Source organism: Streptomyces sp. NPDC047028, assembly GCF_040644095.1.
In the GTDB taxonomy this organism is placed as follows: Bacteria; Actinomycetota; Actinomycetes; order Streptomycetales; family Streptomycetaceae; genus Streptomyces.
Window position 1 is genome coordinate 61247 of record NZ_JBEYVS010000010.1, and the last position, 20828, is coordinate 82074.

The following is a 20828-nucleotide window of genomic DNA, read 5'->3' on the forward strand; positions in this document are numbered from 1 at the left end:
CGCACTGTCGATGCCCTCCCAGGAGGCCTGAGGTGTCCCTGCACGCCCACAGAAGACGATGGTTCACACTCTGCGCGCTCACCGCGTCCGCCGCTCTCGTCACCATCCCCCCGTCCGCCTCCGCCGCCGGCCACGGCGGCGGCAGCCCGTTCGGGCCCCGCACCCTCGCCCAGCTCGCCAAGGAACGCGTGCACACGGTGGGAGCCGCCTCCTCCAAGGCGCCCCTCGCGCAGGCCGAGGACGACGACGGCGGCAACGAGGCGGACGAGATCGCGGAGGGCGCGGACCAGTACGCCGAGGCCCGCACCTCCCCGGGCGTCGTCGCCCCCGGCGCGTACGGAGCAGCCTGGAACAGCCTCCAGAACCTGCGGGGCACGGGCGGCCACTGGCGAAACGTCACCGACCTGCCGTACAACTCGGACGACCCGCGCTACCGCGACTTCGACTCCAACTCCAGCGGCGGCTCCGGCTATGTGACCGGACGCATGGCCGCGATGGCCGCCGACGACGACGGCTACGTCTACGCGGGCAGCGCCGGCGGCGGCGTGTGGCGCTCGCGCACCGGCGGCGGCCACTGGACGCCGATCAGCGACCGGCTGCCCTCGCAGTCCACCGGGGCCCTCGCCGTCGACGGCGGCGGCCGCCTCTGGCTCGGCACCGGCGAGGCGTCGACCAACTCGGACGCCTACCTCGGCAGCGGCGTCTACGTCCTCGCCCACCCGCACCACGGCACGTTCTCCGCCCGCCGCCGGGTCGGCGGCGACGAGCTGGAGAGCACCACCATCCACGAGCTGCGCTTCGGCGGCGGCAGGGTGTGGGCGGCCACCAGCAAGGGCGTGTGGAGCCACTCCACGAAGCGGCTCGGCGGCCACTGGAAACTGGAGTTCGCACCCAACCCCGACTTCCTGCCCGGCGGTTCCAAGGCCGGCGACCCCGACGCGCCGTACAAGAACATCGCCAACGACATCGCGATCGACCCCAAGGACCCCTCCAAGGTGGTCCTGGCCGTCGGCTGGCGCAGCGGCGACGACTACAACGGCTTCTACACCAAGTCCGGCGGCACCTGGAAGCGGATCACCGGCGGCCTCGGCGACCTGCCCGCCGACGCCGACAACGTGGGCAACGTGACCTTCGCCCGCTCCGCCGACGGCTCCCGCTACTACGCGATCGACGAGTCCCCGGAGCAGCTGAACACCAACCCGGACAGCGGTCTGGAGGGCATCTTCGTCTCCCAGTCGGGCTCGCCGACCGGACCCTGGACGAAGATCGCCGACTACAAGGGTCTCGCCGCCGACAACTCGGCGTTGACCGAGCCCGGCTACATGCCCGGCGTCCAGGCCTGGTACAACCAGTTCCTCGCCGTCGACCCCGACAACGCCGAGCACGTGTACGCCGGTCTCGAAGAGGTCTACGAGACCAAGGACGGCGGCGGCACCTGGTCCACCGTCGGCCCGTACTGGAACTTCGGCTTCTCCTGCTGGAGCATCGACCCGGCCAAGCAGACCGGCGACTGCAACCCGACCACCCACTCCGACCAGCACGGCGTCGCCATCGGCCGCTACCACGGCAAGTCCTACGTGTACGTCGGCAACGACGGCGGCGCCTACAAGCGCCCGGTCGACGGCTCCCAGGACGCCCAGGGCCACGCCACCGACTGGACGTCCCTGAACGACGGCACCATCGACACCCTCCAGTACTACTCCGTCGGCATCGGCAAGGACCTCGACCACGGCGGGGTGTCCGTCACCGGCGGCCTCCAGGACAACGGCCAGTCCCTCCTGCGCAGCAACGACAAGATCATGGGCTCCAACTTCGGCGGTGACGGCGGCGACACCCTCACCGACCCCGCCAACGGGTGCGACATCGCCCAGGAGTACGTGTACCTCGCCGTCCAGGTCACCCAGAACTGCGCCGTCAACGACGGCAGCTGGACCACCGACCCGAGCAAGGCGACCTCCTACTCCGTCGCCCCGCCGGACAACGCCACCAGCGAGGCCCGCTTCATCGCCCCCCTCGCGGCCGACATGAAGAACAGCGACACCTGGATCGCCGGCGGCCGCCACATCTGGGCGCAGACCCACGGCTACGCCATCCGCAGCGGCGCCGAGTGGAAGGGCCTGTACGACCTCGGCGAGGGCCGCACCGCGACCGCCGTCGCCGCCTCCGGCGGCAAGGTGTACGCGGCCTGGTGCGGACCCTGCAACAACCAGGGCTTCGCCCGCGGCATCGCCGTAGGCAACGCGGACGGTACCGGCTGGCACGACATCAGCCTGCCGGCGGACGGCACCGTGCCCAACCGCTACCTCAGCGGCTTCGCCATCGACCCGAGGAACGCCGACCACGTGTTCCTCACGGTCAACGGCTTCTCCCGGGCCTGGACCGAGGGCCCCGGCGCGGGCGTCGGCCACGTCTTCGAGTCCACCGACGGCGGCACCACCTGGAAGGACGTCTCGGCGAACCTGCCCGACGTGCCCGCCGACTCCGCCGTCGTCACGGCGAACGGCGGCCTCGCCGTCGCCACCGACCTCGGCGTCGTCTACCGGGCCCCGGGCCGCACCCACTGGCAGCGCGTCGGCAACCTCCCGGCGGTCGCCGTGCTCCAGCTGAAGACGAGCCCCGACGGCCGCACGCTGTACGCGGCCACGCACGGCCGCGGCATCTACACCTTCAAGGTGCGCGACCTGGACTGATCGCCGGACCGCACTCCGGGGTGGCCCCGCCGCTCCCCCGCGGCGGGGTCACCCCTCGCGCGTCGCCGCCCGCGGTGCGGCACCGGTGCCGCCCTAGCGCACCGGCCGCCCCACCTCCGCGCACCCTGTGCGAAGCGGGAGAGGCCCGTACACGCTCTCGGCGATGTGACGGGGGACGAAGACGATGGTTGTGCGAGCGGCCGTAGTGCTGGAAGACGACCGCGAGCCGGGCGGGCACCCGGCTCACCGGTGTCCCGCCGACCGTGACCGTGCCCGCGCCCTCCTGCCCGGGCAGCCGGCCGGCAGAAGCCGGCCACCAGCCGCGATGGTGCGCGGCAGCGAGGACTCGGCGCAGCCGGAGGGCCCGACCCCGCACGGCAGCCGGCCGTCGGGCACCGTCAGCATGATGCCGTCCAGGGCGGAGTCCGGCCTACACCGGGGGTGCGGCGATACGCAGGGCGGCGGCCGGGGCGGGCGGGGGCGCGTCGTCGGCCGCCGTGACGTCCGTCCACCAGCCGGCGCCGTCCTCGATGTAGCGCAGCAGCACACCCTCGCGGATCGCCCACGGGCTGACGACGACCCGCCGCAGCCCCATGAGCTTCAGCGCCGTGTGCCCCACGACCGCGCCGGCCAGGCTCTGGCCGGCGCGCGGTGCGGAAATGCCCGGCAGTTGGGCGCGCTCGGCGGCGGGCAGCCCGGCCAGGGTGTGCACCGCCCCGCGCAGGTCCCGGCGCTGCATCTCCCGCCGCACGAACAGCCCCTCCCGACCGGGGGCAGCCCCGCACAGCCGGGCCAGCTGCTGGAACGTACGGGAGCTGACGGCGGCGGTGCGCGGGCCCTCCCAGCGGATCCGGGCGGCCACGTCCCGCAACTCGTGCCGGACCCTGCGGCGAAGCGCCTTCAACTCCGCCCGCCCGGGCGGATCCTGGGCGGAGAGGAACTCCTGCGTCAGCCGGTTCGCACCGAGCGGCACGGAGGCCGCGAAGTCGGGCAGCCGGCCACGCCCGAAGGCCACCTCCAGAGAGCCGCCGCCGATGTCGAGCAGCGCGAGGGGCCCCGCGTTCCAGCCCAGCCAGCGGCGGGCGGCCAGGAAGGTCAGCGCCGCCTCGGTCTCCCCGGGCAGGGTGCACATCCGGATACCGGTGCCCGCCGCCACCCGGTGCAGCACCTCCTCCCGGTTGGGCGCGTTGCGTACCACGGCTGTCGCGAACGCCAGCGGGCCGGTCGCCCTCCAGTGCCGCGCGGTCGCCCCAGCCGCGGCCACGGCCTTCACCAGCCGCTCCACCGCCTCCTCGCCGAGGGAGCCGTCCGGTCCGGCCTGTTCCGACAGCCTCAGCTTCCACTTGACCGTGTGCACGGGCAGCGGCACACCGCCCTCCACGTCCGCGATCACCAGTCGCACTGTGTTCGACCCCGCGTCCACCACACTCACCCGCATGGCCCGGGAGTACCCGGTTTCCCGGCGAAAGACCCATCACGGCTGGGTGTCGGCCGGTGCGGCCGGGGCGTCAGGGCACGGCCCCGGCTCCCATCGGCCCCCCTGCGTCCGATGCATGCTCTTGTGCGCCCCCTCGCGCCCCGCCTGCTTCCTTCTCGTGCATCCGTCTGGAGCGCGGCGGGAGGCCAATCCCTCGCCTGCCGTCGGGAACACTCTCGGTCGTGCCCTGCGGCTGCGCACTGACGCTGACGAAGTCGCAGAGGTGACCTCCGGCCGGATCGGCGGGCTGCCCGCCTCCGCGATCACACCGTCCGCGACGCGGTGCTGCGGATGCCGGAGTCGGCGCGCCCCTGAGCAGTGAGCCGGCACAACCGCACACTGCGCCGAGCGCGCCGGTGGTGTTTCGGGTGCCCGGCGCACGGTCGTCCACCAGAGTCAGCCGCCAAGTCCGGGTACAACGATCCCCGACGAAAGCGTGGTTGACGGTGCCCCTGCGCAAACTCTATGGCTCGCTGGGTGGAGAGGGAGCTCCGGCGACGGGGTCGCTCGGCGAACGAAGCGGGGACGAGACCTACCAGCTCGGAAGCCTGATCGCCGCCCTCAACCTGCCGCTCCAGGAGGCCATCGCCGAGCATCACGGCTATCCGGCGGCGTTGGGGTGGACTGTGGTGCCCGCCTTGGCCCTGATGATCGTGCTGAGCGCGGTCGGCAAGGAGGCCAAGGGCATCCGGTTCGGCAGCACCGGCACACAACCGTCGGGTGCCGGCCCCGCAGCCGCCGAGACGGCGAGGTAGCCCCGGAACTGGCTGTCCCGGCACGGCGCTGCCCCTACGCCGCGCCATCCTCGGTGTGACGTGACCAGCTTGTTCCCCTCTGGCCTCAGGGCCGTCGCCCGTTCTCGCCGCCACGCGCCGTGGGCGGGCGGTGCCCGCACCCGGACATGGCCACGCCTTCGCCGCCCCCGACGAGATGGACGGTCACGCCCGCGGCACGTGCGCCATCCGGGCCGCCGGCCCGACGGCCCGGAGCGCGGACGAAGGCACGCGGGGATCACCGCGTCGGGACGGCGTCTCCGGCCGGCGCGTCCCCGCGGCCGTAGTGGTGGGTGGTGAACATGTACAACAGGCCGGAGCCGGCCACCACTGCGCCGCACAGCAGGACGATCCAGTTGTCGTACCAAGGCTCCTGGGGGTTGCGGGCCCAGGAGATGTTGATGATCGCGAAGACGCCGTAGGCCAGTGCGACGGCGTTCACCACCAGGCCCCAGCGCCCCAGGGTGAACTCCCCTTGGGGCCGCCACCCTTTCAGCCGGGCCCGCAGTGCGGCCAGCACCACCATCTGGAACGAGGCGTAGATCCCGAGGATGGCGAAGGAGACGATCTTGGTGAGGGCGTCGTTGGAGACGAGCGAGCCGAATGCGATGAGCATCGGTACTACGGCGGCCACCAGCAGCGCGTAGCCGGGCACGGCCCGGGCGGGGGAGAACCGCCGCAGCAACCGGTGCCCCACGATCATCTGATCGCGGGCATAGGAGTAGATGAGCCGCCCGGCCGCGGCCTGGAGACTGATCGTGCACGACAGGAACGAGATCAGCACGACAGCCATCACCAGCCGGGCGCCGACGTCGCCCATGGCATCGCGCAGCAGGTGCACCACCGGGTCGGAGTCCTTGCCGGAGATCACCGCGTGGTAGTCGGTGACCGACAGCAGCAGCGACATGCAGGTGAACGTGGCCGCGGCACCGCCGATGTAGATGGTGCGCCGCATCGCGCGGGGGATGACGCGGCCGGGGTGAGCGACCTCCTCGGCGGTGTCACCGCAGGCCTCGAAGCCGTAGTACTGGTAGAAGCCGATGATGGCGGCGGCGAGGAACACCGGAAGGTATGAGCCGTTGCCTTCGGTGCCGTAGCTGTCGAAAATGACGCCGATGCCGTGGGCGCGGTGGGTGGACAGCAGGTACACGCCGACGACCAGGGCGCCGACGAGCTCGCCGGTGAAACCGATCAAGGCGGCCGCGGACAGTGCCTTGGTGCCCGCGTAGTTGATCAGTACGGCGACGGCGATGAGTACCGCGGTGCACAGCACGGTGGTGTGCACGGTGGGGCTGAACCCGAAGAGGATGGCGATGTAGGGACCGGCCCCGTAGGCCACGGAGGTGATGGTGACCAGCAGCGCCCACATGTACACCCAGCCGGTCATCCACGCCCAGCGCTTTCCCCACAGCCGCCGCGCCCAGGGGTAGACACCCCCGGCAATGGGGTACTGGGCGACGATCTCGCCGAAGACGAGCGCGACGAGGAACTGCCCGCAGCCGGCGAGCAGGAACGCCCAGATCATCGGCGGTCCGCCGGTGGCCAGCGCGGTGCCGAAGAGGGTGTAGGTGCTCACCACGGGGGAGAGGTAGGTGAAGCCGAGGGCGAAGTTCGCCCAGGGGCCCATGTCCTTGCGGAACTCCGAACCCGGCTCGCCTGGAGACCCGCCGGCCGCCGGTACGGCGGGGTGCTGACTGGTCACCGTCCGGACTCCTGGCCGGCGTGGCCAAGACGGCCGGTGACGAGATCGGCGGCGCGCTCTGCGGCGAGCAGGACGGTCACCATGGGGTTGATGGTGGGCATCGTCGGGAAGACGGACGCGTCGACGATCCGCGCGCCCTCGACGCCGCGCAGTCTCAACTCGGGATCGCAGACGGCCATAGGGTCGTCCGGGGCCCCCATTCGACAGGTGCCCGCCGGGTGATAGACGGTGTGGGCCGCACGGCGCCCGTACTCCGACAGGTCGGTGTCGGATGTGACGTCCGGTCCGGGAGCGACCTCCCGGACCAGCCAGCCGCGCAGCGGATCGGTCGCGGCGACCTCGCGGGCCACCCTCAGACCGTCCACGATGGTGCGCTCGTCATGGCCTCCGGGGTCGGTGAAGTACCTGAAGTCCAGCGCCGGGTGTTCGGCCGGGTCGGCGCTGCGCAGCCACATACGGCCCGTGGAGCGTGCGCGTGGAACGTTCGGTGTCATGCACACCCCGTGCTCGGGAACGGTGTATCCCAGGCGCTCGGTGTTGACTGTGAACGGTACCTGGTAGAAGTGGAACATCAGGTCCGGGCGCGGTTGTCCGGTGTCGCGGCGCAGGAAGAGACCGGCGTCGGAGTCCATGGCGGAGTTGGGCGGCAGCGGACCCGAGGTCTCCCAGAGGATCACGGATTCCGGGTGGTCAAGCAGGTTCTCACCGACGCCTGGCAGGTCGACCAGGACATCGATCCCGAGGCCGCGCAGGTCATCGGCCGGTCCGATGCCTGACAACAGCAGCAGGCGGGGGGTGTCGATGGCGCCGGCGCACAGCAGGAGTTCGCGTTCGGCGCGCACGGTGCTCTCCTGACCGTCGGCGCCGCGCACCGCGACGCGGGTCAGCCTCCCGTCGCTGTCGGTGAGCAATCGGTGGGCCCATGTCTCCAGCAGCAGTGTGAGGTTGGGCCGGTCCATGACGGGGTGGAGGTAGGCGACGGAAGCAGAGGAGCGCAGATTGCCTGCGGGCTGGTAAGCCAGTGAGAAGAAGCCGGTGCCGTCGGCGAAGGGCTCGGCGTTGAAGTCGTCGATGACGGGAACGCCGAGGGCGCGGTGGGCGGCGGTGACGAAGTCCTTGGCGATGGGGTTGCGGTCGGCCTCGGCCACCGGGACGATCCGCGTGCGCAGCCGGTCGCGGTAGGGGAGGATCGTCGCAGGGTCCCAGCCGGCGCAGCCGCGGGCCACCCAGTCGTCGAGGTCCTGCGGCAGCGGCAGAAAGCTGATCAGCGTGTTGTGGGAGGAGCAGCCGCCGAGCACGCGTGCACGTGAGTGCAGGATGTGGGAGTTGCCGTGCGGCTGCTCAACCGTCGTGTAGCCGTAGTCGAATTCCGAGCCGAGCAGGTTGATCCAGTTGCGCAGGTGCAGGATCCGGTCGTCGCCGACGTCGCTGGGGCCGCCCTCGACGACGCAGACGCGGCAGTCGGGATCCTCGCTGAGGCGGGCGGCGAGTACGCATCCGGCGGTGCCCCCGCCGACGACGACGTAGTCGTAGGCGTGTTCGACGTGGTGGGCCGTGGTGGCGGGCATATGAAGCCTTTCTTCGGAGGCCTTCGTGCCGTGGGCGGGCGCAGTGCTCATGCCTCAGCCCTTGAACCAGCCGGAGGGGGCCGGCGCCAGGTTCTGGTAGATGTGCTTGGCCTCCTGGTACTCACGCAGGCCGGTCGGGCCCAGTTCGCGTCCGACGCCTGAGCGGCCGAAGCCGCCCCACTCGGCCTGCGGCACATAGGGGTGGAAGTCGTTGATCCACACGGTGCCGTGGCGCAGCCGCTGGGCGACACGCTGGGCGCGGCCCGCGTCGGACGTCCACACCCCGCCGGCCAGGCCGTAGCGCGTGTCGTTGGCCGCTTCCACAGCCTCGTCCTCGGTGCGGAAGCGCTCGACGGTGACGACCGGGCCGAAGACCTCCTCCCGGACGATGCGCATGGACCGGTCACAGTCGGCGAAAATGGTCGGCAGCAGAAAGAAGCCCCTGCTCAGGACGGGGTCGTCGGGACGGGTGCCCCCGGTGACGAGCCGGGCGCCCTCCTCCTGGGCGATGGCGATGTAGCGTTCGACCTTTTCGCGGTGTCCGGCGGAACTGAGGGGACCGCTCTCGGTACCCTCTTCGAGGCCGCTCCCGAGCCGGATCGCACGTGCGCGCTCGGCGAGGGCGTCGACGAACCGGTCGTGCAGCCCGTCCTGCACCAGCAGACGCGAACCGGCGGAGCAGACCTGTCCGGAATGCAGGAAGGCGGCCTCGAGCGCGTGGTCCACGGCGGCGGCGAAGTCGGTGTCCTCGAAGACGATGTTGGGATTCTTGCCACCGAGTTCCAGGGCGATGTTCCTCGGTCCCTCGGCGGCGCTGGCCATGATGGCCCGTCCGGTGGTCAGGCCACCGGTGAAGGAGACCAGGTCGACCTCCGGATGAGCGGTCAGGGCCGCGCCCACGGTCGCCCCGGATCCCAGCACCAGGTTGGCGACGCCGGGCGGCGCGCCGGCCTCCTCGATGAGCCGGATCATGGCGATGGTGGTGAGCGGTGTGATCTCACTGGGCTTGAGGACGAAGGTGTTTCCGGCGGCCAGCGCCGGCGCCACCTTCCAGGAGGCCTGCAGCAGGGGGTAGTTCCAGGGGGCGATGAGCACGCAGACACCGACCGGCTGATAGACGACGCGGCTGAGGACATCCGGTCCGACGTCCACGACCCGGCCGCCGTCCTTGCCCGCGACCTCGGCGAAATACCGGAAGGCGTTCGCCACATCCTCCACGTCGATCCGCGCCTCGGCCAGTGTCTTTCCCGTGTCGAGGGTCTCGGTGCGGGCGATCTCCTCCTTGTCGCGCAGCAACAGGTCGTGCACGCGCAGCAGGAGATCGGCACGGCGGCGGGTGGGTGCGCTCGCCCAGTCCTCCTCCACGAAGGCGCGGCGCGCGGCGCGGACCGCGCGGTCCGCGTCCGTGGCGTCCGCCTCGTCGACGGTGGTGATGACGGAGGCGTCGTAGGGGTTGACCACCTCCCGGATTCCGCCGGCCGCCGCGGGTGTCCACTCACCGTCGATGTACAGTTCGCCCACCCCGGGCCTCCTTCGCATCGCACGCAGTAGATCGGCTTGACCGTCAGCAACATGGCCCATCCGGACGCGACGGACACGAGGGCACACCGCCGTGACGTCGTCCGGCAGGCGCACGGAACCCGAGTGGACCAACCGGAGGCGCGCCCCGCGAACCCCGCCCCGGCCGGGCGAGCGCGCCCCCACCCGTAGAACGCTTGGGCGCCACCGACCACTCACCGGCATCGGCGGCCACCCGCCGGCCGGCGGCGTCACCAACCTGTACGGACAGATCAGCGGCGCCCCCCCGCCCAGCACGTGAACCGGCCGCGGCCCGAACCACCCGGGTGGCGTCGGGGTCTCAGCTCCCGGCCCCGCTGCACCGCGCTCGCACGGGCGGCCCATCGGTCTGCGCTGTCCCGTGTCCTGATCCGGGCCCCCGCACTGCGAACGCCCCCGCGTCTGCCCTTGGATGAGGGGCGGCCCATGTCGGCGACGGGAGGGAACGTGATCATGTCGGATCCGAGGAGGGCAGTGGTGGTCGGTGGTGGGATCGCAGGAACCGCGGCCGCGCTGGGCCTGCGCAAGGCCGGATGCGAGGTGTCGGTGTTCGAGGCGTACCCCGACGGGGCCGAGGACATCGGAGCGTTCCTGACCCTCGCGAGCAACGGCATGCGCGCCCTTGCCGAACTCGGCGCCGGTGACGCCGTCACGGCCGTCGGATTTCCGCTGACTTCGCTGCGCGTGCTGGATGCCCGGGGCGCCGAACTCGCCCATGCGCCCCTGGGGGAGGTGACCGACCCGGCGCTGCGCTACCGCTGCCTGCGGCGGGGCGAACTGAACGCCGCCCTGCGGGCCGAGGCCGTCCGCCGGGGCATCCCTCTGCGGCACGGCGCCCGGCTCGTCTCCCTGACGGACAGCCCGGACGGCGTCACCGCCGGCTTCGCCGACGGAACCACCGCCACCGGCGGCGTCCTGATCGGCGCGGACGGCCTGAACTCCACAGTCCGCCGGCTGATCGCCCCCGGTACCCGTCCCGGCCATGCCGGCCAGCGCGTCTTCTACGGCTACGCCGACAGCGCACCCGTCACCGACGGCACCGGACACATCACCATGGTCCGCGGCAGCGAGGCCGCCTTCGGCTTCGCGGTGTCCCCGGCGGGGGAAACGTACTGGTTCGCACGTGTCGCCGGCGGACCGCTGACCGCACGCGAACTCGCCCGGAGCGAACCGGACCTGTGGCGGGACCGGCTGGTGTCCCTGCTGAGCAAGGACTGCACCCCCGCCGCCGGTATCGTCGCCGCCTCCACCAGCGTCATGGTCACCAACGCCACCGAGACGCCGCTCGGCACGCCGTGGCACACCGGCCGCACGCTGCTCATCGGCGACGCGGCCCACGCGGCCTCACCGGCGACCGGACAGGGGGCCTCGATGGCGCTGGAGGACGCCGTGATCCTGGCCAAGGCCCTGCGGGACAGCTCCGGCCCACGCACCGCCTTCGCCCTCTACGACAGCTGCCGACGCCCGCGCGTGGAGCACAACATCATCGTCAGCGGCGGAATCTCCCGCGGCACCAGCATCCCGGGCCGTCCCGGCGCGCCGGTTCCTTCCCCCCGCGCGGAGGACGACGCACTGCACCGCCAACTCGCCTGGGACACCGACCTCGCCGCCGCTGCCGGGGAGGACTGAGCCGCCGCAGCGCCCGCGAAAGTGCAAGAGGCGGAGCACTGGAGTCCATTGCAGGGGAGCGGCGCCGGGCCGGATCGTTCGTGCGACTGGTCCGGCACCTCTCGCAACGCAACTAGGAGCACCCGTGCGACTCTTCCGCAGAGCAGGCGGCGCCATGGCCGCGGCCGCCGTCGCCCTGGCCCTCGGCGGCGGCACACCGTCACTGGCGTCCGCGGCCACCCCGGCGTCCGCGGCCACCCCGGTGTACGACGTGACCGTGGGGACACCGGTACCGTTCGCCAACCCCACGGACACCCCCGCCACCCCCTTCACCGACCGGGACGGCACCTTCCACTACCAGCAGTCCGCCGCGCTGTACGGCGCCGACGACCCCCGCTCGTGGGACTTCTACACCGGCACCGACTTCGACACCGCCACGTTCGACAACAGGCTCAGCAAGGCGGTGAACCCGGCCAACCCCGACGACCGGAACGACGACACCACCTGGCGGTGCGACAACAGCCCGACCGGCCGCGAGGCGACGTACGCCCCCAGCGGCTCGGGCTACGCCCAGAAGAACTACTGCGACCTGTCCGGCGTGTGGATCGACCCCGACACCGGTGACTGGTACGGCCTGGTGCACAACGAGTTCACGCCGCAGCCCTTCGGCGACGGACTGCACTACGACGCCATCGACTACGCCGTCTCCACCGACCGCGGCCGCACCTGGACCATCGAGGACCACGTCCTCACCTCGCCGTACAGCACGAAGCGGGGCGACACCACGGCCTTCCCGAACCAGACGTACTCCTACGGCGACGGCGACCAGCGCCTCTTCGTCGACACCGCCTCCGGCTACTTCTACGTCTATTACGGCTCCCGGATCGTCGACAAGAACGGCGGCTGGAAGGCGTTCTACGAGCACGTGGCCCGCGCGCCGATCTCCGCCAAGATGGCGCCCGGCTCGTGGCGCAAGTGGTACGACGGCTCCTGGTCGCAGCCCGGCACCGGGGGCAAGGAGAGCAACCTCGTCCCCGTGGACGCCGGCCACCCGACCGGATACACCCCCGCCGCCGACGAGTACGACCCGGCGAACACCGGGACCGCCGCCGAGCAGATCGCGGCCGGGAAGATGCCGCCGACCTCCCCGCTGTTCGTCATGAACATCGCCTACGACGCGTACCTCGGCCTCTACATCGGCGAACCGCAGGCCGTCGACCAGAGCGGCGACTCACCGCAGTACTTCTACGCCACCGACGACCTGGCCCACCCGAAGTGGCGCCGCATCGGGGACACCGGCGCTTACACCGACGCGTCCTGGTACCGCTGGTTCCTCGACGGCGCCGGCCGGACCGGGTCGGCCGTCGTCGGCCGGACCTTCCGTTCGTACTGCTCCTTCGGCTGCTCCAACGGTGCCTACGGCGAGTACGTCGACGTCACCGTCGACTCCTCCGGGCGGTCCGCGCCGCCCGTGCGGACCGGCACGGCCTACCGCATCGCGAGCGGTGCGGGCCGGGTCCTCGCCGCGGCCCGGCACGGCTCCGCCACCACCTCGGTCGCGGCCGGCATCCGCTCGGCCCGCGCGACCTGGACCTTCACGCCCACCGGTGACGGCGCCTTCACCATCGCCGACGCCCGCCACCACCTGCTGGGCGTCGACTCCGCGGCCGCCTCCGGCCGGGCCTGGGGCGCACGGCCGACCGTCACCCCGGCGCCGGCCGGCGGGCCGGCCGTCGGACAGCAGTGGTTCGTGATCCCCAGCGCCTCCCACGACGGCACCTGCCGCCTCGTCAACCGCTACAGCGGCCTCACCCTCGGCCTCTCCGGAACCACCGGCCGGCACGCCGAGACCACCCCGGTGCGCACCTGGACCGACCACAGTGGCAGCCCCGTCGGCGCCGGCCGCACGGCCGCCGAGCAGACCCTGACCCTGATCCCGGCCGGCGGCCACGGCCGGGCACCCGGCCACTGACCGACCGGCCTGACGACAGGTCACGTGGCCCCGAGCGGACACCTCCGCCCGGGGCCGCGTTCCGTGATTTTCGCTCCGAAGGCTTGCCGTGCATTTGATTCATCCCTTAAATCAAATCATGAACTAAGCACTCGGGTCAGCTCCTTGACCCCCCATGACCCATGACCTCCCCAGACTTCATGGAGCCGTCGTATGAGACTGAGATCCCTGGGCGCCGCGCTGGCCGTCACCGCGGCCCTGCTCTGCCTGCCCGCCACCCATCCACCGGCCGCCGCCGCGGCCGACACCCCCCTGTCGCAGGGCAGGACCGCCACCGCCTCCTCCGAGGAGAACCCCGGCACCACCGCCCACGCCGCGGTCGACGGCGACACCGCCACCCGCTGGTCCTCGGCCGCCACCGACGACCAGTGGCTCCGGGTCGACCTGGGAACCACCGCCTCCGTCACCCGGGTCGTCCTCGACTGGGAGACCGCCTACGGCAAGGACTACAAGGTCCAGATCTCGGACGACGGCACCACCTGGACCGACCTGAAGTCCGTCACCGGCGGCGACGGCGGCACCGACACCCTGGACGTGTCCGGCCAGGGCCGGTACATCCGGATGCTCGGCGTCCACCGCGCCACGCCGTGGGGCTACTCCCTCTGGGAGTTCCAGGTGTTCGGAACCCCGGCCGCCGCCCAGCCCGGCTGCGACACCTCCGACGCCGCCCGGGGCAGGCCCGCCACCGCCTCCTCCACCGAGAACGCCGGCACACCCGCCTCCGCCGCCTTCGACGGCGACACCCACACCCGCTGGTCCAGCCAGGCGGCGGACCCGCAGTGGCTCCAGGTCGACCTCGGCTCGGTCCAGGACCTGTGCGGCATCGACCTCGACTGGGAGACCGCCTACGGCAAGGACTTCCAGCTCCAGGCCTCCACCGACGGACAGACCTGGACCGACCTGAAGACCGTCACCGGCGCGACCGGCGGCACGGCCTCCTACGACGTCAGCGGCCCCGGCCGCTACGTCCGCGTCCACGGCACCGCCCGCGGCACCGGCTACGGCTACTCCCTGTGGGAGGTCGCCGTGCACACCTCCGCCACCGGCACCCCGCCCGTCCAGGGCGGCGGCGACCTCGGCCCCAATGTGATCGTCGTCGACCCCTCCACCCCGAACCTCCAGCAGAAGTTCGACGACGTCTTCCGGCAGCAGGAGTCCGCCCAGTTCGGCACCGGCCGCTACCAGTTCCTGCTCAAACCCGGCACCTACAACGGCATCAACGCCCAGATCGGCTTCTACACCTCCATCTCCGGCCTCGGCCTGAACCCCGACGACACACAGATCAACGGCGACGTCACCGTGGACGCGGGGTGGAACGCCGGAAACGCCACCCAGAACTTCTGGCGCTCGGTGGAGAACCTGGCCATCAGGCCGTCGAACGGCACCGACCGCTGGGCCGTCGCCCAGGCCGCGCCCTTCCGCCGCATCCACGTCGAAGGCGGCCTCGACCTCGCCCCGAACGGCTACGGCTGGGCCTCCGGCGGCTACATCGCCGACTCGAAGATCGACGGCACCGTCGGCCCGTACTCCCAGCAGCAGTGGTACACCCGGGACAGCTCCGTCGGCGGCTGGACCAACGGCGTGTGGAACATGACCTTCTCCGGAGTCCAGGGCGCCCCCGCGACCAACTTCGACAGCGGTCCGTACACCACTCTCGACACCACACCCGTCTCCCGGGAGAAGCCGTTCCTCTACCTCGACGGCTCCGCCTACAAGGTGTTCGTCCCCTCGAAGCGCACGAACGCGCGCGGCGTGTCCTGGCCGGCCGACGCGGGCACGTCGCTCCCGCTCGACCGGTTCTACGTCGTCAAGCCCGGCGCCACCGCCGCCACCATCGACCAGGCGCTCGACCAGGGCCTCAACCTGCTGTTCACCCCGGGCATCTACCACCTCGACCGGACCATCGACATCACCCGCCCGGACACCGTCGTCCTCGGCCTGGGCCTCGCCACCCTCGTCCCCGACAACGGCGTCGACGCGATGCACGTCGCCGACGTCGACGGCGTCCGGCTCGCCGGCTTCCTCATCGACGCCGGACCCGTCAAGTCCGACACACTCCTGCGGATCGGCACGCCCGGCTCCGGCGCCGACCACGCGGCCGACCCCACCACCATGCAGGACGTGTTCATCCGCGTCGGCGGCGCCGGACCCGCCCTCGCCACCGACGCGGTCGCCATCGACAGCGACGACGTGGTCGTCGACCACACGTGGATCTGGCGCGCCGACCACGGCAGCGGAGTCGGCTGGGAGACCAACCGCGCCGACTACGGCCTGCGGGTCAACGGCGACGACGTGCTGGCCACCGGCCTGTTCGTCGAACACTTCAACAAGTACGACGTCTACTGGAGCGGCGAACGGGGCCGGACCGTCTTCTTCCAGAACGAGAAGGCCTACGACGCCCCGAACGCGGCCGCCGTCACCCACGACGGCAGCGTCGGCTACGCCGCCTACAAGGTGGCCGACTCGGTGACCACCCACGAGGCGTGGGGCCTGGGCAGCTACTGCAACTACACGGCCGACCCCGGCATCGTCCAGGACCGGGGCTTCCAGGTCCCGGCCGGGCCCGGCATCCGGATGCACGACCTGATGGTGATTTCCCTCGGCGGCAAGGGCCAGTACGCCCACGTCGTGAACGACACGGGTCCCGCCACCTCGGGCACGAGCACCGTCCCGTCCAAGGTGACCTCGTTCCCCTGACCCCGGCGTCCGCCCGCCGTCCCGGGGCCTGGCAGGCAGGTCCCGGGACGGTCGCACACGGGCACCCGGAGTTTGGAGTGCGCGGCGGGTGCACCACGGTCGGGACCGTCCCTGACCCGGCGGCGCCCGCACTGCGGGCCGGGACCGCAGCGCCTAAGGTGTCGTATGCGGGCAGCCGGGTACCCCCCTGTCCTCGGGGTCAAGACACCGGCCCTTCCTCAACAGAACTCCGGCGGGCGGCAGTTGGACCCGCCCGGCAGTGGGGCCCGCGGGTTCCCGGTTCCCCCGGGGGCCGACGGCTGTGCCGAAGCGGTGCCGAGACGGCCGTACGCCGCCGTACGACGGCACGATCCTCGCCGCAGGGCCTCGCGTCGCGACCGAACACCCCCGTGACCAGCGAAGGAAATGCGTAGCGATGAGCGAGACGAACCCCCTGAAGCGGGCGGCGGACAAGGTCGCCCAGGCCGTGCAGGGTGACGGCACGGGCCCCGAGGACGGCATCCCCGGCAAGCCGGGCCCCGAGTCGCCGTCGGTCGCCGAACCCACCGAACCCCGTGAGCCCCTGCCGCCCAAGCCCGACCAGAGCGGCCCCGACACGGTCTCGCCGACCGGACAGCCCACCGGCGCCGCACAGGCCCGCATGGCGCAGAGCGGCGACTACCTGACGACCGCCCAGGGTACCCGGCTGTACGACACCGACCACTCGCTGAAGGCCGGCCCGCGCGGCCCGGTGCTGCTGCAGGACCACCATCTGCGCGAGAAGATCACGCACTTCGACCACGAACGCATCCCCGAACGCGTCGTCCACGCCCGAGGCGCCGCCGCGCACGGCATCTTCACCAGCTACGGCACCGCCACGTCCGTGACCAAGGCGGCCTTCCTCGCCCAGGACGTGGAGACCCCCGTCTTCGTGCGGTTCTCCACCGTGCTCGGCTCCCGCGGCTCCGCCGACACCGTCCGCGACACACGTGGGTTCGCGACGAAGTTCTACACCAGCGAGGGCGTCTTCGACCTGGTCGGCAACAACATCCCGGTCTTCTTCATCCAGGACGCCGTCAAGTTCCCCGACATCGTGCACGCCGCCAAACCGCACCCGGACCGGGAGATCCCGCAGGCGCAGAGCGCCCACGACACCCACTGGGACTTCGTCACTCTGCACACCGAGGCCACCCACCACGTGCTGTGGAACATGTCCGACCGGGGCATCCCGCGCTCCTTCCGCACCATGGAGGGCTTCGGCATCCACACCTTCCGCCTCGTCGACGCCGAGGGAAACACCACGCTGGTGAAGTGGCACTGGAAGCCCAAGCTGGGCGTGCACTCCCTGGTGTGGGAGGAGGCGCAGATCATCGGCGGCGTCGACCCAGACTTCCACCGCCGGGACCTCGCCGACGCCATCGAGGCCGGCGCCTACCCGGAGTGGGAACTGGGCATCCAGACCTTCCCCGACACCCCTGACCAGATGTTCGAGGGCATCGACCTGCTGGACCCGACGAACATCGTCCCCGAGGAACTCGCCCCCGTGCAGCCGGTCGGGCGCCTCACCCTCAACCGCAACCCGTCGAACTTCTTCGCCGAGACCGAGCAGGTGGCCTTCCACCCCGGGCACCTCGTCCCGGGCGTCGACATCACCGACGACCCGCTGCTCTCCGGGCGCCTGTTCTCCTACCTGGACACCCAGATCAGCCGTCTGGGCGGCCCCAACTTCGCACAGATCCCGATCAACCGGCCGCACGCGCCGGTCAACGACATGCTGCGCGACGGCATGCACCAGACGGCCGTACACCGGGGAGTGGCCCCCTACCGGCCCAACTCCCTCGACGGCGGCTGCCCGTTCACCGCGGGCGCGGACAACGGCGCGTTCGTCGAGGCCCCCGTCCGCGTCCCGGAGGCCACCAAGGTCCGCGAGGCCCCGGAGACGTTCGCCGACCACTTCAGCCAGGCCCGCAGGTTCTGGCTGAGCATGAGCCCGGTGGAGCGCGAACACATCATCGGCGCCTACACCTTCGAACTCGGCAAGTGCTACGAACAGGCCGTCCGGGAGCGCGGGCTGCAGGTCCTCGCGAACATCGACCCCGAACTGTGCGCGGGCGTCGCCGCGGGACTCGGCCTGCCCGAGCCGAAGCCGACCGAGCCGCTCGCCGACGTGGCGCCCAGCCCCGCCCTCTCCCAGGTCGGCCGCACCTGGCCCACCGACGGCCGGGTCATCGGCATCGTCGCCGGCCCCGACGCCGACCTCGACGGCGTACGGGCCGTACGGCAGTCCGTCCTCGACGGCGGCATGGTCCCCCTCGTCATCGCCCCGACCGGCGGCACCCTCGGCACCGGCCCGGACGCGCTGACCGTGCAGCGCACCTACGTCACCGCGCGGTCCGTGGAGTTCGACGCGATCCTCCTCGCCGGCTCCCCGGCGGTGGGCGACGACGCCTACGGCGCCCGCGACGCCAAGGCCGACCCGACCCGGGGCAACGCGCACGACCCGCGGATCGGCCTCCTGCTGTCCGAGGCCTTCCGCCACGGCAAGGCGATCGGCGCCTGGAACGGCGGCCACACCGCCCTCGAATCCGCCGGCATCCCCGCCGGCGCCCCCGGCGTCATCACCACCGGCACCGGTCCCGACGCCCTGGACCAGCTCACCCCGCTGCTGGCCGCCCACCGCGTCTGGGACCGCTTCCCCACCACCGCCTGAACCCCACCGACCACCCCCGTCGCCCACCGACCACCCCCGTCGCCCGCCGGAGTCCTCCCGGCGGGCGACGGGGGCGTCGCGCTACCGCGGGGCAAGCGGGCGCGGCCGCGAGCCGCCGCATTGGGCCGGTTCGGTGGAGGTCGGGGCGGACGGCGTAACCGGGCGGGCGGGTTCGGGCGGGTGCCGGTGAGATGGAGGTGTCCCAACGTCTAGCAGTGAGGTACCTCATGCGTCTGCGCAGCTTTGCCACCACAGCCGTTCTCGCCGGTTTCCTCGCCCTGACGGGCGCGACCGCAGCCCACGCGGCCGACCCCGGCCCGACGACCGGCGTGGCGTACAACAGTCCGGGTGTGCTGTCGGGCGACGTCGTCCAGATTCCGATCGGCGTCGACCTCAACCTCTGCGGCAACAGCGTCAACGTGGTGGGCCTCGCCAACCCGGCCGCCGGGAACACCTGCGTCACCCAGTGACACCGCGCCCGTGCGCCGGCCCCTCATCCCCGGGGGCCGGCGCACGGGCGTGTCAGGCGGCGGAGAGGGCAGGATTCGAACCTGCGTGGGTCCCGCAAGACCCGGCCGTGGGCTGCGCCCACCGGTCCCCGATCAACCACTCCGGGCACCTCTCCTCGCTCCCGGCCCCCGGTGTCCCGGGGGCCGTTCAGCTGTGTTCACCATGCCAGGGGCCGCTGACACGCCCCTGACACCGCTCGCCGGTACGGCGTCTCAGTCACCCGCAGGGGCGGTGGCCTCCCGGCCGGCCGGGACCGTCTCGGTCTTCGGGCCCGGCACCGCAGCCGTGCCGCCGGCCCGGCGCCGGCGCAGCAGCAGCCGGCGCGCCGGCCGCTCGACCGCCTCGTACAGGACCCAGGACAGCCCGAGGGCCACGGCGAAGACGATGGCGGTCACCGCCACCGCGGGCAGCAGGTGCAACTGCGGCTTCGTGCCCAGCACATTCGCGGCCGCGTGCACCACCAGCAGGTGAACCATGTAGAAGGCGAACGACAGTTCGCCCAGCCGCACCAGGCGCGGGTGCCGCCACAGCGAGGGCAGACCGTTCACGTCCGCCAGGGCGGCGGCCGGGATCAGCAGGGCGAACCCGACGATGGTGCAGACGGTCGCGGCATAGCCGTGGGCCACCTGCGGCACGAGGAAGTAGCCGATGATCGCCACCGCCAGCGAGCCCGCCAGACCGGGCCCGCGCCAGCGGCCCAGCAGGACCAGCCGGGCCGTCGCCGCGCCGAGCACGAACTCCGGCAGCCGGGCGGCGGGGAAGGAGTACAGCTGCAGCGTCGTCCAGTGGTGGAAGTCCGCCCAGCTCAGGACGGCCACCGCGGCCACCGACAGCCCGGCCAGCGCGGCCGCGCCGCGCACGCCGGCCCGGCGCAGCAGCACGAACAGCAGCGGGAAGGCGGCGTAGAAGAACGCCTCGCAGGCGAGCGACCAGCTGACCGGGTCCAGCACCTGCCACCAGGAGGCCCGCCACGAGTGCAGCAGCAGCAGGTTGGCCAGGCCCTGCGTCGGCGTCGGTCTCGTCAGGCCGGACAGCGTGTACGCCATGAGCAGCGCGAGCGCCGCCGTGACCAGATGCACGGGGTAGACACGGGCGATGCGCCGCCGCCAGAAGGCCGGGGCGCTGTCGTGCGGGCGCGCCGACCAGGTCAGCACGAAACCGGACAGCACGAAGAAGAACGACACCCCCGTGGAACCGGCGCCGAACGCCCAGGTCACCAGGCGCTGCCCGGTGCCGCCGAAGAAGTTGAAATTATGCACGTGCAGACCGAACACCAGCGACGCCGCGATCCACCGCAACCCCGTGAGGGACGGCAGCGACGGTCTGGAGGAGGGCGGGGACGTCGTGGCCGAGGGCGCGCCTGCGCGGGCGGGCGGCGTCCGGGTGGCCCGGGTCGTCGCCGTGGTCATCGAATCACCTGCCGGAGGGGGTTCGCGGGGGGCATGAAGGGGAACGTTGCCCGTCTGGCCCGCTTCAATCACGTCACGTCGAAAACATCACACTGTTGCCGAACGACACGGCGGGCAGGACGCCACGGACGGCGGTG

At 72.0% G+C, this 20828-nt stretch carries 12 protein-coding genes and 1 tRNA gene; 7 read left to right on the top strand and 6 right to left on the bottom strand.

Translation table 11 applies throughout. The features are described from left to right. The first annotated feature begins 32 nt into the window (after positions 1-32). On the top strand, positions 33-2690 hold the full coding sequence (locus ABZ854_RS11765; RefSeq protein ID WP_361208032.1) for a glycosyl hydrolase: 2658 nt from the start codon (positions 33-35) through the stop codon (positions 2688-2690). A gap of 430 nt (positions 2691-3120) precedes the next feature. Here the strand turns inward: ABZ854_RS11765 and ABZ854_RS11770 are convergent, their stop codons facing one another. Then, positions 3121-4128, bottom strand: coding sequence for a Ppx/GppA family phosphatase (locus ABZ854_RS11770; protein WP_361208035.1), 1008 nt, complete (start codon positions 4126-4128; stop codon positions 3121-3123). Between the two features lie 485 nt (positions 4129-4613). On the opposite strand from ABZ854_RS11770, the gene ABZ854_RS11775 reads away from it, so the two are divergent. Next, positions 4614-4922 (top strand): hypothetical protein, encoded by a 309-nt coding sequence (locus tag ABZ854_RS11775; protein ID WP_361208038.1) that lies wholly within the window; start codon positions 4614-4616, stop codon positions 4920-4922. A 256-nt stretch (positions 4923-5178) separates the two neighbouring features. Here ABZ854_RS11775 and ABZ854_RS11780 read toward each other — a convergent pair whose 3' ends face one another. From ABZ854_RS11780 to ABZ854_RS11790, 3 genes are read right to left on the bottom strand one after another with little or no spacing between them, the layout of a single operon-like run. Beyond that, complete coding sequence (locus ABZ854_RS11780; RefSeq protein ID WP_361208041.1) at positions 5179-6642, bottom strand: APC family permease; 1464 nt, start codon at positions 6640-6642, stop codon at positions 5179-5181. After that, entirely contained in the window at positions 6639-8210 is a 1572-nt protein-coding gene (locus tag ABZ854_RS11785; protein WP_361208307.1) for a GMC oxidoreductase, read from the bottom strand. The genes ABZ854_RS11780 and ABZ854_RS11785 overlap by 4 nt, the downstream gene beginning before the upstream one ends. Before the next feature lie 54 nt (positions 8211-8264). Next, a complete protein-coding gene (locus tag ABZ854_RS11790) occupies positions 8265-9731 on the bottom strand; it encodes an aldehyde dehydrogenase family protein (RefSeq protein WP_361208044.1) in 1467 nt (488 codons plus the stop codon). 489 nt (positions 9732-10220) lie between these two features. Between ABZ854_RS11790 and ABZ854_RS11795 the strand changes: the two genes are divergently transcribed. The 5 genes from ABZ854_RS11795 (at position 10221) to ABZ854_RS11815 (ending at position 19242) form a co-directional block, all read left to right on the top strand. Next, positions 10221-11396: an FAD-dependent monooxygenase gene (locus ABZ854_RS11795; protein ID WP_361208047.1), complete on the top strand. Its 1176-nt coding sequence runs from the start codon at positions 10221-10223 to the stop codon at positions 11394-11396. Positions 11397-11520: 124 nt separating this feature from the next. Continuing rightward, positions 11521-13347 (top strand): RICIN domain-containing protein, encoded by a 1827-nt coding sequence (locus ABZ854_RS11800; protein ID WP_361208050.1) that lies wholly within the window; start codon positions 11521-11523, stop codon positions 13345-13347. 192 nt (positions 13348-13539) lie between these two features. After that, positions 13540-16083 carry a discoidin domain-containing protein gene (locus ABZ854_RS11805; protein WP_361208053.1) on the top strand — a complete coding sequence of 848 codons (2544 nt, stop codon included), beginning with the start codon at positions 13540-13542 and terminating at the stop codon, positions 16081-16083. 415 nt (positions 16084-16498) lie between these two features. Beyond that, complete coding sequence (locus ABZ854_RS11810) at positions 16499-18772, top strand: catalase (RefSeq protein ID WP_361208056.1); 2274 nt, start codon at positions 16499-16501, stop codon at positions 18770-18772. Between the two features lie 227 nt (positions 18773-18999). Beyond that, the gene (locus tag ABZ854_RS11815; RefSeq protein ID WP_361208059.1) at positions 19000-19242 is read left to right on the top strand and encodes a chaplin; all 243 of its coding nucleotides are present in this window, start codon (positions 19000-19002) and stop codon (positions 19240-19242) included. 60 nt (positions 19243-19302) lie between these two features. Here the strand turns inward: ABZ854_RS11815 and ABZ854_RS11820 are convergent. Both ABZ854_RS11820 and ABZ854_RS11825 read right to left on the bottom strand, forming a co-directional pair. Beyond that, positions 19303-19397, bottom strand: a tRNA-Cys gene (locus ABZ854_RS11820). 97 nt (positions 19398-19494) lie between these two features. Further along, positions 19495-20691 carry an acyltransferase gene (locus ABZ854_RS11825; protein ID WP_361208062.1) on the bottom strand — a complete coding sequence of 399 codons (1197 nt, stop codon included), beginning with the start codon at positions 20689-20691 and terminating at the stop codon, positions 19495-19497. Positions 20692-20828 lie beyond the last annotated feature (137 nt).

Coding starts and splice junctions, on each gene's coding strand:
- ABZ854_RS11770 (WP_361208035.1), bottom strand. CDS start 4,128: ATGCGGGTGAGTGTGGTGGACGCGGGGTCGAACACAGTGCGACTGGTG.
- ABZ854_RS11785 (WP_361208307.1), bottom strand. CDS start 8,210: ATGCCCGCCACCACGGCCCACCACGTCGAACACGCCTACGACTACGTC.
- ABZ854_RS11795 (WP_361208047.1), top strand. CDS start 10,221: ATGTCGGATCCGAGGAGGGCAGTGGTGGTCGGTGGTGGGATCGCAGGA.
- ABZ854_RS11805 (WP_361208053.1), top strand. CDS start 13,540: ATGAGACTGAGATCCCTGGGCGCCGCGCTGGCCGTCACCGCGGCCCTG.
- ABZ854_RS11810 (WP_361208056.1), top strand. CDS start 16,499: ATGAGCGAGACGAACCCCCTGAAGCGGGCGGCGGACAAGGTCGCCCAG.
- ABZ854_RS11815 (WP_361208059.1), top strand. CDS start 19,000: ATGCGTCTGCGCAGCTTTGCCACCACAGCCGTTCTCGCCGGTTTCCTC.
- ABZ854_RS11825 (WP_361208062.1), bottom strand. CDS start 20,691: ATGACCACGGCGACGACCCGGGCCACCCGGACGCCGCCCGCCCGCGCA.